At 68.5% G+C, this 13,459-nt stretch carries 16 protein-coding genes; 5 read left to right on the top strand and 11 right to left on the bottom strand.

Going from position 1 to position 13,459, the window contains the following annotated elements; translation table 11 throughout:
• Positions 1-522: 522 nt before the first annotated feature.
• From AB0E69_RS12900 to AB0E69_RS12870, 7 genes are all read right to left on the bottom strand, one after another.
• A complete protein-coding gene (locus tag AB0E69_RS12900) occupies positions 523-1,866 on the bottom strand; it encodes an 8-oxoguanine deaminase (protein WP_360143483.1) in 1,344 nt (447 codons plus the stop codon).
• Between the two features lie 2 nt (positions 1,867-1,868).
• Entirely contained in the window at positions 1,869-2,762 is an 894-nt protein-coding gene (gene pucL / locus AB0E69_RS12895; protein WP_360143481.1) for a factor-independent urate hydroxylase, read from the bottom strand.
• Positions 2,763-2,767: 5 nt separating this feature from the next.
• Positions 2,768-3,085: a hydroxyisourate hydrolase gene (uraH, locus tag AB0E69_RS12890; RefSeq protein WP_360143479.1), complete on the bottom strand. Its 318-nt coding sequence runs from the start codon at positions 3,083-3,085 to the stop codon at positions 2,768-2,770.
• Entirely contained in the window at positions 3,082-3,576 is a 495-nt protein-coding gene (gene uraD, locus AB0E69_RS12885) for a 2-oxo-4-hydroxy-4-carboxy-5-ureidoimidazoline decarboxylase (RefSeq protein ID WP_360143477.1), read from the bottom strand. The genes uraH and uraD overlap by 4 nt, the downstream gene beginning before the upstream one ends.
• Positions 3,577-3,663: 87 nt before the next feature.
• Positions 3,664-4,173 carry a helix-turn-helix domain-containing protein gene (locus tag AB0E69_RS12880; protein WP_360143474.1) on the bottom strand — a complete coding sequence of 170 codons (510 nt, stop codon included), beginning with the start codon at positions 4,171-4,173 and terminating at the stop codon, positions 3,664-3,666.
• Positions 4,166-4,405, bottom strand: a complete 240-nt coding sequence (locus AB0E69_RS12875) for a thiamine-binding protein (protein WP_360143471.1) — start codon at positions 4,403-4,405, stop codon at positions 4,166-4,168. The genes AB0E69_RS12880 and AB0E69_RS12875 overlap by 8 nt, the downstream gene beginning before the upstream one ends.
• Positions 4,406-4,415: 10 nt before the next feature.
• Positions 4,416-5,618: an aldolase gene (locus AB0E69_RS12870; protein ID WP_360143468.1), complete on the bottom strand. Its 1,203-nt coding sequence runs from the start codon at positions 5,616-5,618 to the stop codon at positions 4,416-4,418.
• Between the two features lie 115 nt (positions 5,619-5,733).
• Between AB0E69_RS12870 and AB0E69_RS12865 the strand changes: the two genes are divergently transcribed.
• On the top strand, positions 5,734-6,495 hold the full coding sequence (locus AB0E69_RS12865) for an IclR family transcriptional regulator (RefSeq protein ID WP_360143465.1): 762 nt from the start codon (positions 5,734-5,736) through the stop codon (positions 6,493-6,495).
• Positions 6,496-7,402: 907 nt separating this feature from the next.
• Here AB0E69_RS12865 and AB0E69_RS12860 read toward each other — a convergent pair.
• Complete coding sequence (locus AB0E69_RS12860; RefSeq protein WP_360143462.1) at positions 7,403-7,981, bottom strand: GNAT family N-acetyltransferase; 579 nt, start codon at positions 7,979-7,981, stop codon at positions 7,403-7,405.
• Positions 7,982-8,045: 64 nt separating this feature from the next.
• The gene (gene fgd / locus AB0E69_RS12855; RefSeq protein WP_360143459.1) at positions 8,046-9,050 is read right to left on the bottom strand and encodes a glucose-6-phosphate dehydrogenase (coenzyme-F420); all 1,005 of its coding nucleotides are present in this window, start codon (positions 9,048-9,050) and stop codon (positions 8,046-8,048) included.
• A gap of 118 nt (positions 9,051-9,168) precedes the next feature.
• On the opposite strand from fgd, the gene AB0E69_RS12850 reads away from it, so the two are divergent.
• The 3 genes from AB0E69_RS12850 to AB0E69_RS12840 all read left to right on the top strand — a co-directional run bounded on the left by AB0E69_RS12850 (position 9,169) and on the right by AB0E69_RS12840 (position 11,171).
• Positions 9,169-9,492, top strand: a complete 324-nt coding sequence (locus tag AB0E69_RS12850) for a hypothetical protein (RefSeq protein WP_360143456.1) — start codon at positions 9,169-9,171, stop codon at positions 9,490-9,492.
• 202 nt (positions 9,493-9,694) lie between these two features.
• Positions 9,695-10,639 carry a carbon-nitrogen hydrolase family protein gene (locus AB0E69_RS12845; protein ID WP_360143453.1) on the top strand — a complete coding sequence of 315 codons (945 nt, stop codon included), beginning with the start codon at positions 9,695-9,697 and terminating at the stop codon, positions 10,637-10,639.
• Between the two features lie 37 nt (positions 10,640-10,676).
• Complete coding sequence (locus AB0E69_RS12840; RefSeq protein WP_360143450.1) at positions 10,677-11,171, top strand: methylated-DNA--[protein]-cysteine S-methyltransferase; 495 nt, start codon at positions 10,677-10,679, stop codon at positions 11,169-11,171.
• Here AB0E69_RS12840 and AB0E69_RS12835 read toward each other — a convergent pair whose 3' ends face one another.
• Together AB0E69_RS12835 and AB0E69_RS12830 are read right to left on the bottom strand one after the other, a co-directional pair.
• On the bottom strand, positions 11,172-11,618 hold the full coding sequence (locus AB0E69_RS12835) for a hypothetical protein (RefSeq protein ID WP_360143447.1): 447 nt from the start codon (positions 11,616-11,618) through the stop codon (positions 11,172-11,174).
• A gap of 19 nt (positions 11,619-11,637) precedes the next feature.
• On the bottom strand, positions 11,638-12,480 hold the full coding sequence (locus AB0E69_RS12830; protein ID WP_360143444.1) for a DUF72 domain-containing protein: 843 nt from the start codon (positions 12,478-12,480) through the stop codon (positions 11,638-11,640).
• 19 nt (positions 12,481-12,499) lie between these two features.
• On the opposite strand from AB0E69_RS12830, the gene AB0E69_RS12825 reads away from it, so the two are divergent.
• Positions 12,500-13,438, top strand: coding sequence for a phosphotransferase (locus tag AB0E69_RS12825; RefSeq protein WP_360143441.1), 939 nt, complete (start codon positions 12,500-12,502; stop codon positions 13,436-13,438).
• Positions 13,439-13,459 lie beyond the last annotated feature (21 nt).

Genomic DNA, 13,459 nt, shown 5'->3' with positions numbered 1-13,459 from the left:
GCCGGGTCAGGAGCGCTCCGTCGCCGCACGCCAGACAGACCACGGCGTAGACGATGTCCGGCCGGCACCGGCCGCACAGCCGCGTGACCACGACCCCAGCCGAACCCCCGGCCAGAAGCGGTCCACTGCCGCACGCCAGACAAGCCACGGCGCAGACGGCGTGCAGCCGGCGAAGCCGCACAGCCGCGTGACCACGACCCAGCCAGACCGCCGGCCAGAAGCGGTCCGTCGCCGCACGCCAGACAGGCCATCGCGTAGGCGCGGTGTACGGCTGGCGTTGGCTGCGCAGCCGCGTGACCAGGACCCCCGGCCGGTCTTGCCCGCGGTTGACCTCCAGTCGGTCTGGAATTCTTCGGCGCAGCCGTGCAGCGGCGACCTTCCCGGCGGGAACACTGCCGCAGACTGGCAGCCGGGGCGATGCCGGTTAGTCCGGCCGCGTGACGCGCTGGCCGCGACCAGATTCCGCGGATAGCGCCCCCGACACATGTGCCCCGCACCTCCAGCTGGGGGTGGGGAGTTGGGTTATGCGGTGAGGTGGCGTTGTACCGCGGCGGTGCGGGTGGCGAGGGTGGGTTCGTCGACGGTGAGGAGTGTGTCGTTTTCGACGATCGGGCGACCGTTGACGAGGAGGAGGGTGAGGGGTGGTGGGGTACTGAGGACCAGGGCGGCGACGGGGTCGGGGATGCCGGCGTGGGCGAGGGTGTTGAGGTTCCAGACGGCGAGGTCGGCCAGCTTGCCTGGTTCCAGGGAGCCGATTTCGTTGGACCTGCCCAGGATCTCGGCTCCGTCGAGAGTGGCCATCTCCAACACCGCGCGGACGGTCAGGGCCTGGGGACCGTTGCGGGCGCGCGCGAAGAGCAGCGCGTGGCGAAGCTCTTCGATCAGGCTGCCCGACTCGTTGCTCGCGGTGCCGTCCACGCCCAGGCCGACGGGCGCTCCGGCGGCACGAAGATCCGCCGTACGCGCGATGCCTGCGCCGAGGCGCGCGTTCGAACTGGGGCAATGAGCGACGCCGGTGCGGGTACGGCCGAGCTGCTTGATCTCCTCGTCGTCGAAGTGGATGCCGTGCGCGAACCACACGTCATCACCGGTCCAACCGAGATCGGCGGCGTATTCGAGCGGCGTGCAGTCGTACGTCTCCCGGCACCACTCGCTCTCGTCCGTCGTCTCGGCGAGGTGCGTGTGCAGACGGACACCTTTGAAACGTGCCAATTCGGCAGACTCCCGCATCAGCTCACCACTCACGCTGAACGGCGAACACGGCGCGACCACGAGCTGCAGCATCGACCCGGGCGTTGAATCGTGCCAACGGTCGATCGCGGCCTCGGTCGCGGCCAGGATCTCGTCGCGGTCCTCGACCACCGAGTCGGGCGGCAACCCGCCGTCCTTCTGACCGCGATCCATCGACCCACGGGCCGGGTGGAAGCGCAGCCCGACCTCGGCCGCGGCCGTGATCTCGGCGGCGAGCAGGTCACCGCCACCGCGTGGGAAGACGTAGTGATGGTCGGATGCCGTAGTGCAGCCGGTTCGCGCGAGTTGGGCGAGCGACGCCTGCGCGGCGACGTACACGGACTCCTCGGTGATCCGCGACCAGATCGGGTACAGCGTCGTCAGCCAGCCGAACAACGTTGCGTCGACAGCGAGGCCGCGCGTCACCCATTGGTAGAAGTGCTGGTGCGTGTTGACGAAGCCCGGCGTGACCAGGCAACCGCGCCCGTCGACGATTCGAGCTCCGTCGTACGCCGGCGCCGAACCCGAGCCGACAGCAACGATCCGGTTGCCCTCGACAACCACATGTCCGGCGAACTCGCGGCGCGCCGGATCGAGGGTCGCCACGTAGGCACCCTCGATCACGATCACGGACATGGTCAGCAGAAACCGGGGACCGCGTGCCACGCGCTCCCGGCGTCGCTCGCGTCGTCCCGGACCACGGTCGCCTCGATCAGCCCGTACGGCCGGTCCGCGGCGACGAAAACCTCACCAGGGTTTTCGACACCGAACGGCGACAGGTCGACCAGGAAGTGGTGCTTGTTCGGCGCCGAGAACTTGATCTCGGCAACTTCCGGGTGCTCGCGCAGTACCGCTTCGCCCATTCCGTACAGCGTCTGCTGCAGCGCCAGGCTGTGGATCGCCGCGAACTGCTCGAGCAGCAACCGCTTGATCCCGTCGTACGACTTGTCCCAGTCGACCTCGGTGTGGTCGTACCGCCAGCGGGCGACCAGCGACGTTGCCAGGATCCGGTCGTTCGTCTCCTGCAGCGTCGTGTACTTGTCCTTGAGGAAGCCGTGGAACTCCGAGCCGGTCGACTTCAGGACGACGAGGTCGCTGATACCAGAAACGACGTACGCCTTCCGGTCCGCGCCGCGGCCCTCGACGTTGACGACCGTGTTCCGTACGCCGGTGCCGGCGCGGACGAAGGCGTGGTCGTGGTCCTCGATCCGCTCCCAGGCGTACTCCTCGACCTCCACGCGAGCGCCTTCGGCGGCCGGCGACGCCTCCAGGAAATGCGCGCCGAGAGTCAGCGCGTAGTCCTCGATCGCGCCAACACCCTTCTCCTTCGCGAACGCGAACGCGGTGTTCTTCTGCGTGTCGGTCGGGAGCACGTCGCTCTGGTCGCCGGTGGTGTGCGCGGCCTCGAAGTGGCCGCGGAGCGACGTTGATACGTTCAAATCGCGGATCTGGTGGCGGGGCGTGTCGCGGTAGACGCGGACGACGCGGTTCTCGGCTTTGCCGTACTGGTTGGCTCCCAGGCGGATTGCCATCGGGATCAGCTCCCTCGGTAGGTGGAAAACGCGAACGGGCTGAGCAGCAACGGGACGTGGTAATGCCGCTCGTCGGCGACCGTGAAGGTCACGGAGACCTCGGGAAAGAAGGTGTCCTGGCCGGTGGACTCGGCGTACGCCACGACGTCGAACGAGAGCCGGTACGTGCCGTGCTCGAGCGTGGGCGCAAGCTCGGCGATCCGTCCGTCGTGGTCCGTCGTACCGTCGGCGATTTGCTGGGCGCCTTGGTAGAGCCGGACGTTGACGCCTTCGGCGGGGCGGCCGAGGGCGGTGTCGAGGACATGGGTCGAGAGGCTGCTCATGCGGTCACCAGCTTTGCCAGACGGAGGAGCGCGATCTTGCGGAGCTCTTCATGGACGACGATCGCCTCGGTCCGGTCGTCGTGCGTCAGGCGCTGCTGCAGGCTGCTCAGCATCTCCTGGGCCGACAGACCGGTGGCGCAGATCAGGAACACCCGATTGAAACGTTCCTCGTACCGGCGGTTGCCTTGGGCAAGCTCTTCGCGGACCTGGGGGTCGTCGCCGACGCCGGACTGTTCCTTGCGGGACCAGGCCGCCTCGGTGCTCGCTCCTTGGGCTTGGTCGCCGATCCGCGGGTGCGCCTGCAGGGCTCGATCGACCTCGTTGTCGTCGAGCTCCCGCACGGCCTGGTCCGCGACCGCGGTCAGTGCGGTCAGGTCGCCGTACGGCCGCTTGGCGAGGACGCCGTCCACCCAGCGCGGCACATCACAGCAGGCCGCCAACGCCGGCCGCAGCCGGTCGGCCGGCGCGGAGTTGAACTCCACCAGATCCACGCGTCACCTTCTCGAATCCCGAAACCAACTTTCCGTATGACGAGAGCGTGGCACTCGACGCGGCCCGCCGTCAACAGTTTGTTGAATTTAGCGAGTCCGGTTGAGGTAGTTGTAGACGGTAAAGCGAGTAACCCCGAGCGCCTCCGCCACAATCTCCGCCGACTTCCGATACTCGAACGCCCCCCGCTGCTCGAGCAACAGCACCGCTTGCTGCTTCCCCGTCCTCGACAACTCATTCAACGGCCCCCCAAGCTCCTCCGCCACCGCCGCCAACAACCCCTGCACACCTGCGCCGGGGGTGCCGGCGGTCCCGCTGGTCCCGGGGGCACCAGGGCTCGTGGCGCTGGACGGGGCGTCACCCGGGCTCGTCTCGGCGCGATCGGTGCCGGCCGGGTTGGCCGTGCCAGGCGCGGCAGGCGCGTTCTCGGCAGACTTCGGCAGGCGTACTGCGACGACCGCCTCGCCTTCCCAGGTCAGCGGGACGTCGTCGGGGCGAGCGTCGGCGGGTTCGACGAGCTCGGCGTGCAGCCGGTCGACTAGCGGGGCGATCGCCTCGACGAGCGGATGTTGGCTGGGTTTTGTGGGTTGGTTAGGCATCTCGGCGGACCTGGAGGGTTACCTGGGTTGCGCCGCCTGCGAAGGCTGCGTCGAGCACCTTTGGTAGCGCGGGTAGTAGCAGCTCCTGTTCGCCGCGCACCATCGTGCCGAGTGGGCCGAACTCGCAGTCGAGTCCGGCCTCTTGGGCGGCCCGGAGCGCCTCGGTGGCGTGGGCGGGTGGGGCCCCGTCGACCTCGAAGGGCTCGGTGGTGAACTCCGCAACCAGTCGCATGGTTTCGACTCTACGGAATCGGTCGCCGCGCCAGCTTCGCGAGCACCGCCGTGTCGACCCCGATCAGCTTGTCGACCTCGTCCGCATCGATCGCCCCGCACTCGAGCCCACGCAGTACGAACGCCGCGAGAGCAGCCGCCGTCGCCGGCTCGTCGAGGTACCCGGACTCGCCCTGACCGAGGTACGCCCGCAGCCGGGTCGCGGCCTGGTCGAACCCCTCCCGGAAGAACAGGTACGTCGCCGCGTAGCGAGTCGGGAGCTGCGCGGGGTGCATGTCCCACCCCTGATAGATGCCGCGGGCAAGCGATCGCCGTACCAGCCGGAAGTGCAACTGCCACGCCGCGTGCACCGCATCACCAACCGGAAGAACGTTGGTTGACCCATCAGATACGAACACACCGGTCCCGGCCGCGGCCAGCTGCATCACGTCCTTGGCATGATCCGCCACCGGATGCTCCATGCTCTGGTGGGCCGCCGCGACGCCCAGCGAGGCCGAGTAGTCATAGGTCCCGTAATGCAGCCCAGTCACCCGCCGCCCGCCCGCCTGGATCATCCGCGCGATCAACGCAGTACCGTCCGCGCCCAGGATCGCTTGAGGCGTTTCAACTTGGATCTCGAACTTCAGCTCCGGCGTGCCATAGGTCCGCTCCAGCGTCTCCAGCACGAGTACGAACGTTTCAACCTGCTCGACCGACGTCACCTTCGGCAAGGTGACGACGAACCCGTCCGTCACGCCGCCTTCCTTCACGAACAGGTCGAGCGTCCGGACGGCACGTCGCCTGGTGGGCGCTTCCAGGCACTTGATGCGCAGCCCGTAGTGCGGCGACCGCTTGCCGACCCGCGCGGCGGCGACGACCGCGGCGTCCTCTTCCTCATCGGGCCGGTTGCCGTAACCGTCTTCGAAGTCGATGCGGAGGTCTTCGATCGGTTCGCGCTCGAGCTTGGCCCGCATCCGGTCGTAGACGTCCCCGGCGAGGTCATCCGGCATACGGAGTACTTCGGCGAGCTGCTCCGCCGTACCGTGCGCGTCGAGCGCGTCCCGCGCCTGCGCACCCCAGGCCTCGACCGTGCGTGCGTCGTACCGATCGGCCGGCACGTACACCGTATGGACCGGCTGCCGCACCCAGCGATCCCCCGGGTAGTCGGCCGCGAGCGCCGCGTCGGCCCCCGCCAGCCGCCGGTCCAGCTCACCGAGCAGATCCTCCAGACCCATACCGCCTCCTAGGTTTCCGTATTGCGGAGACTATTATCTACTCTGCGGAAGATCAACGCTCTGAGTGTTCCGTCATCTGGCGCTAAACTTCCGTCATTCGGAAAGGATGGCCTTCATGGCGGAGACGAACGGCAAGCCCCGTACCGGCAGTGTGCAGTCCATCGAGCGGGCGTTCGGCCTGCTCGAGACGATGGCCGACGCCGGCGGCATGATGGGCCTGTCCCAGCTGGCCGCCGCGTCCGGCCTGCCGCTGCCGACGATCCACCGCCTGGTTCGCACCCTGGTCGACCTCGGCTACCTGCGTCAAGAACCGTCGCGCCAGTACGTCCTCGGCCCCAAACTGATCCGCCTCGGCGAGAGTTCGTCGCGGATGCTGAGCGTCTTCGCCCGCCCGCACCTGGCCCGCCTGGTCGACGAGCTCGGCGAATCCGCCAACATGGCGATGCTCGACGGCGACCAGATCGTGTACCTCGCCCAGGTCCCGTCCCGGCACTCGATGCGCATGTTCACCGAGGTCGGCCGGCGCGTCCTCCCGCACTGCACTGCGGTAGGCAAAGCGATCCTCGCGAACCTCCCCGAACAGGACGTCCGCGACCTCCTCCACCGCACCGGCATGCCCCAACACACCGACAACACCATCACCACCCCCGACGCCTTCACCACCCAACTCCACCAAGCAGCCGAAACCGGCTACGCCACCGACGAAGGCGAACAAGAGGTCGGCGTCCGCTGCGTAGCCGTCCCCGTCCCCAACACCCCGACACCTTTGGCCATCTCCATCTCCGGCCCCGCCGGCCGCATGACCGAGTCGCTCGTCACGCAGGCAGTCCCACTCCTGACGTCAGCAGCCAAGGCGTTGTCGGAAGACCTGCGGTAGGCGACCGTTCTGGCCGACCGGCGATTTCAGGTAAGAAAAATGCCGCCTGGTGGCTTTTAGTTTCCGGAGATCGCGCGACCTCGATGTGGTGCACATCGGGCAATGACGGCATGAGGCATGAGGCATGACCGCTCGACTTGCAGAGGCGCGGACCAGGTGGTCCCGCACGAGCCCGAACCACGGTTGTCGAGCACCCGGCCCGGACCCGGGGTGGTCGCACACAGACTCGGACCGCACCACACACGCCGACGGAACCACAGGCCACGTCACCCGGCGACGGCTGAGGTAGCGCGCCGGCCCGGGTAGTCGCCTGCGAGCGGCAGCTCCCAACACCCGGGCGCCAGCCCGGAACTCCCGGGCGGCAGCTCGAAAGGCCGGGTGGGTGGGAGTGTGTGAAGCGGGCGCTGTGAGGAGCGAAGCGAATGGCGACCGCGTAGGACGTGGGGACGTCTTTCACCCGCGGGCGCCAGCTCGTCAACCAGGCAGTCCCGCTGCGGACGTCAGCAGCCAAGGCCCTGTCGGAAGACCAGCGATAAGGGTGAACGCCGCGGCCCTCGCGCTGAGGCCGGGACCGTTCTGGCCCACCGCCGATTGCTGGTAACAAAAGTGTGGCCTGGTGGCATTTAGTTTCCGGAAATCGCGCGACCGCGACGGCCAGGTGGCCGGCATGACCCGAATCAAGGTGGTCGCGCGCCGGCCCGGACCGCAAACGCACCGCCGGCGGAACCACGGTTCACGTCACCAGGCGACGGCTGAGGTAGCGCGCTGGCACCGGGTAGTCACCGCGAGCGGCAGCTCGCAACAGCCGGGCGGTAGCGCGGAAGAGATGGGTGGGTGGGAGCGCGCGGAGTGGGCGCGGCGAGGAGCGGAGCGACGAATGGCGACCGCGTAGCACGCGTGGGGCTGTTTACTCGGGTGAGTAGGTTCGCCACCGTTCAGTAAGTTCATACCCCAAGGACCGGTTGGCTTGGAGGCTGGCTTCGTTGGTGGCGGCTCCGCCGGAGGCGTACTTCGTGATGCCCAGGTCGAGGAATGCGAGGATGGACGCCGCCTTGACCGCCTGGCCGACGCCCCGGCGGCGGTACGTGGCGAGGACTGAGGTGAAGCGGGTATCCCCCATGCCTTCGTGGTTCCGGATGACGGTCGCGCCGACCAACCGCGAGCCGTCAAAGGCGCCGAAGACGCGGTGCTCCGGCCACAACGCCTGGGTCTTCTCCAGTGAGCCGACCGCGCGGTGGGTGGCCGGCGTGTCCGGGTAGTCGGCTTCGTTCGCGGTCTCGAGGGCGTGCAGGAGTGCGGCCGACTCGCGCCCGAGCTCGCGGATCACCAGTCCGGCTGCGGTCACCCGCCGTACCGCGGACTCGAGCAGCTCCCGGTCGGGGTCGGACAGGCGGACGGCCCACGACTCGGCGATGACGCGGTAGCCGGCTGCTTCGAGCTCGGCGCACCGCGGGTCGTCGTCGCGGACTATCTGGTAGTCGGGCACCCGCTGATTGTCAGGCGCCCGACTCCCGGACTCAAGAGAGTTTGCTCAGACCGAAGCGCGAGTCTCAGGACAGTTTGCGCAGAAGCGGCAGTACGTCGGACGTGAACTGGGTGAGGAAACGCTCCTGGTCCTGCCCAGGACCGTGTACGACGAAGTGGTTGAACCCGGCGTCCAGGTACGGCTGCAGCTGCCGCACGACCTCCTCCGGATCCGACGCCACGATCCACCGCTTCGCGACCTGATCGATCGGCAGCTCGTCCGCCAGCCGCTCCATCTCGGTCGCCGAGGTGACGCTGTGCTTCTGCTCCGGCGTCAGCGACAGCGGCGCCCAGAATCGCGTGTTCTCCAGCGCGAGCGCGGGATCGCGGTCGTACGACACCTTCACCTCGAGCATCCGGTCGATGTCCTCGAAGCTCTTGCCCGCCTTCTCCGCACCCTCGCGCACGGCCGGGATCAGCTTCTCCGTATAGAGATCCATCCCCTTGCCCGACGTCGCGATGAACCCATCCCCAGCCCGACCGGCGTACTTGGCGACCAGCGGCCCACCCGCAGCCACATAAACCTTCAACGGCGTCGACGGCCGGTCGTAGATGAACGCATTGACCGTCTTGTAGAACGGCCCCTCCGAGCTCACCCCGTCCTTCGTCCACAGGTCCCGGATCAGCTGCACAGCCTCCCGCAGCCGCGCGAACCGCTCCTTGAACTCCGGCCACTCCATCCCCGACACGGCGATCTCGTTCAGCGCCTCGCCGGTCCCGACGCCGAGCATCACGCGCCCCGGGTACAGCTCCCCGAGCGTCGCGAAGGCCTGCGCGATCACGGCCGGGTTGTACCGGAACGTCGGCGTGAGCACCGACGTACCCAGCATCACGCGCGACGTCCGCTCACCGACCGCCGCCAGCCAGGCGAGCGCGAACGGCGCGTGGCCGCCCTCGTGCCGCCAGGGCAGGAAGTGGTCCGACACGGTCACACTGTCGAGCCCGAGCTCCTCCGCCCGGACCGAGTACTCCACCAGCTCCCGCGGCCCGAACTGCTCCGCCGACGCCTTGTACCCGACTCGAATGCTCACCCTCTGCTCCCAACCTCGTCTACCCCGTACTCCGGAACCAACCACGTCCGCGTCCGACTTTATGCCGCGCTGACTTTATGCCGCGCTGAGACGCTACAGGTCGCTACGATCCTCAGCTGTGTACGCCAACGACGCACGAGTGCTCGGCCTGATCGGTACGACGTTCCGCTCGGTCCAGCTGCCCACGATCCGCGTGACGGTCCCGGCCGCCCTGGCCGAGCGGGCGGTCGACGCCTGGCGGCGGGAGGAGGCGAACGCCGTACCGCAGCCGGAGGACGCGGCGTACCGGCTGCATCGGCACCGCGCCGGGACGCTCGCGCTGATCGGCCTGACGATCACCGAACGCGGACAGCTGGACGCCGACGGGAACACGGTCGTCGACCTCGACCCGGAGCTGGTCGGCGTCGCGATGGACGCGGCGGACCACGTACTGCGCCGCTGACCTCGGCGCGTCCTGGTTGACTCCGGGACCGAGGCGCGGAGAGGATGTGGGTCCCGGCGCGGCCCGCGCCTCACCTTCGTCGATCGGCCCCGGCCCGGTCACAGTGAGAAGGCAAAGGGACTTCCTGTCTCGGGCCGCTCGTCCTGGTCACCGGCCTCGGACGGGTCGCCGGGGGATCTCGTGCGAGTGCCTGGAAGGCCAGATGACAGCGCACAGGAACTTCAAGCAGCGGGTCCGTGCCCGCGCCGCCAAGACCGGCGAGTCCTACACGGCTGCCCTCCGGCACTTCCGTCCGACTCCTCGAGGAGATTCAGACATGCCGGAACCGTTGCGTATCGCCGTCGCCCAGTCGACGGTCCACGAAGACCCCACCAACCCCACCCTGCTCCGCGAGAGCGGCGCCGAGGTCCGTTCCCTGATGCGGGAGGCGGCCGCAGCCGGCGCCCGTCTGGTCCACTTCACCGAGGGCGCGATCTGCTTCCCGAGCAAGGTCGTGATGTCGTCGCTCGGCCCCGACGAGATCGGTCCCTCGGACTGGACCAAGGCCGACTGGGCCGTGCTCCAGGACGAGCTCGACCAGATCACGAAGCTCTCGGGGCAGCTCGGGCTATGGACCGTCATCCCGTCGGTGCACCAACTGCCGGATGCGCGTCCGCACAACAGCGCGTACGTCGTCTCCGACAAGGGTCAGGTGGTGGCTCGGTACGACGACCGGGCGCTCTCGACCACGAAGGTGACCTGGATGTACACCCCCGGCACCGCGCCGGTGACCTTTGAGCTGGACGGGTACCGGTTCGGGCTCGCGCTCGGGCTCGACATGCTGTTTCCGGAGCTGTTCACCGAGTACGACCGGCTCGGTGTCGACGCCGTGCTCGTCTCGTACGCGAGCACCCACGGGCCGAACGCGCACATCGCGGTGCAGGCGAGCGGGACTGCCGCGAACAACACCTGCTGGATCAGTTTGGCGGTCACCGCGAACCCGGAGACGGGTCTGGTGGCCGGGGTGACGAACCCGCGCGGCGAGTGGGTCGCGCAGGCGCCGGCGGACGGGCGGCCGGCGATCGCGGTCGCCGAACTGCAGCTGGACGAGTGGACCAGCGTGGGCCGTGCGTTCCGGCGGCGGACGCGGGAGCGGATCGGGTCGTAAGGCCTCACAGATCCGGGTGCTGACACGTTTCATCAGCATGAACAGGCACGCGATTGTCAGCACCCGGATCGGTGAGCTCACAGTGGTCGCTTCGGGCGACGCCCTGGTCGGGATCTACTTCCCGCACCACTGGGTGAAGCCGGGACCGCTGGGTGAGCGGGTCGAGGCGTCCGACCCGCTCATCGCGGCGGTCGTCGAGCAGCTGTCGTCGTACCTCGATGGCTCGCTGCAACGTTTCAGCCTGCCGGTCGTGCTGCACGGGGACTCGTTCCAGCAGCAGGTCTGGGCGGTGCTCGCGGAGATCCCGTACGGCGAGACCACGACGTACGGCGAGATCGCCGCGCGGCTCGGCATGGGGCCGTCCGCGGCGCAGGCGGTCGGCAAGGCGGTCGGGCAGAACCCGGTCTCGATCGTCGTCCCGTGCCACCGGGTGGTCGGGAAGAACGGATCGCTGACCGGGTACGCCGGTGGATTGAAACGAAAGCAATTCCTGCTGGAGCTGGAGGAGCCGGTGGGCGCTCGGTTGTTCTGACTACAACGATCCGACCTGTTCGGCATACCAGTCGAGCTCGACGAGATGCTCGGCGATCTGGCGGAGGGTCCAGTTCGGGCTGCGGTCCTTGTCCCACTCCGCCGGGTCGACGGCGGCGTACCGCAGTACGAAGGTGCGCCCGAGCCGGCGCAGCCGCTGCTCGGCCTCGCGGACGTCCTCCTCGGTGAACGGCGCGAGGTCGGCCGCGGTCGTGATCGAACTCGCATGCCACTCGTCCGGCTGCGTCGGTACGCCGGCGAGCAGCGCCTCGACCTCGGCGAGATGGTCGATCAGGTGGTCGGCGATCCGGCGGACCGCCTTGTGCGGGGTGTAGATACGGTCGTCGTCCGAGGTCCGCGGCTGTCCGTCCCAGGCCGGCCAGGTGACGACCAGCTTCAGCGACCGCTCGACGGCGGCGGCAACGAGTTCTCCCGGGTTCTCTGTCATGTGCGCGACGGTAAGCCCGTCACGCTTCGGCGCCGGCCGAAGTGACGCCGAGCCGCTTCGCGAGGCTCTCGGCGTTGAAGGGCGCGTGCACCTTCACGTCGTTGTCGAAATAGATGTAGGTGTCGGTCTTCCAGGCGCGGATCTTGCGAGCCCAACGCGCCAAGGCCTTGTCGTCGTACCCGCTCACGTAGAGCTCGTCGGCGCCGTGCAGCCGGGCGTAGGCGAAGTCGGCGGTCACGTCGCCGAACATCGGCCACTTGCCGGCCGTGTCCGCGCACACCACCGCGATCTCGTGCGCCCGTGCCAGCGCGATGAATTCCTTGGTTGCGAAGCTCGCGTGCCGTACTTCGATCGCGTACCGGATCGGCAGGTCGACCTTGCACTCGAGCAGCGCGCGACCTTCCATCCGCTCGTCGTGGGCCTTGGCCACCTCGGCGGCCTCGGCCGTCGTCCGCGGCAGCTGGTCGAAGAACGCGGCGCACCGGTCCGCGTCGTACTGGAAGTTCGGCGGCAGCTGCCAGAGCACCGGGCCAAACTTGTTGCCTAGCGCAAGCACTCCGGAGGCGAAGAAGTTGGCCAGCGGCGCCTCCACGTCGGCCAGCCGCTTCATGTGCGTGATGAACCGCGGGCCCTTCATCGAGAACACGAACCCGTCCGGCGTCTCGTCGTACCAGCGTTGGTACGACGTCGGTCGCTGGAGCGCGTAGAACGAGCCGTTGAGCTCGATCGAGTTGAGCCGGTTCGACGCGTACTCGAGCTCGGCGCGCTGCGGAAGACCGTCGGGGTAGTAGACCTTGCGCCAGGGCGGGTAGCGCCAGCCCGAGATGCCTACTCGGTACGGGCTGTCCGGCCAGCTGATCACACCATCGATTATTGCCTCTGTGCAGATTGACCGAGGTGCTTACCCCGATGCGGTGACTCCGTGGGACGACCCGGACTGGCGTACGGAGGCGCTGGACTGGCTGTCGCTGGAGCTGGGTCGGGCTGGGATCGAGGAGAGCGGACCGCGGCGGATCCGGCTGCGGCCGTGGTCGATCGTGCTCCGGCTCGAGGCGGAGCGGCCGGTCTGGTTCAAGGCTGCGTCGCCGGGGAGCGCCTTCGAAGCGGGACTGTCCGAGGCGTTGACGGAGTATGACTGCGTACTCACGCCGTACGCCGTCGACGCCACTCGCGGCTGGTTGCTTCTGCCGGACGGGGGCCCGCGTCTCCGGGACGTTCCGTCCGGCCCGGACGATTGGGCCGACATCCTGGGCCGGTACGCCGAGTTCCAGCGCAGTCTCGTCCCGTCGACGGCGACGTTGCTCGGCCTCGGAGTACCGGATGCGCGGCCGTCCGCGATGCCGGCGTACTTCGATCGGCTGGTCGGCGGCAGCCAGTGCCTCAGCCCAGATGACCGATCGCGACTGCGAACGTTTCAATCGACGCTGGCCGACTGGTGCGCGGAGCTCGACGCCATCGGCATCCCGGCCACCCTCGACCACGCGGACCTCCACGACGGGCAGATCCTCGTGCCTGAGCCCGGTCGCTACACGTTCTTCGACTGGGGCGATGCGAACGTTTCACACCCGTTCTGCAGCCTGCTCGTCGCGGTCGACCACATCGCCGAGCAGTACGGCGCGGACGTCGTACCGCGGATGCAGGACGCGTACCTCGAGCCGTGGACCGGCTACTCGCGGCGGGACCTGCTCCGCGCGGCCGAACTGGCCCGTCGGCTCAGTCACCTGACGCGCGCGAGCTCGTGGACCCGCCTCTTCCCGACGGCCGCGCGCCTCGGCGACCCAGAGCGCGCTGCGGCGTTGATACGTCTCATTTCGGCCTGAGCGTTGTGGTACGAAGGTTGA

It is taken from the genome of Kribbella sp. NPDC026611, assembly GCF_040638345.1.
GTDB lineage: Bacteria > Actinomycetota > Actinomycetes > Propionibacteriales > Kribbellaceae > Kribbella.
Note: the sequence above shows the minus strand (reverse complement) of the source record. Positions and strands in the feature narration are given on the sequence as shown.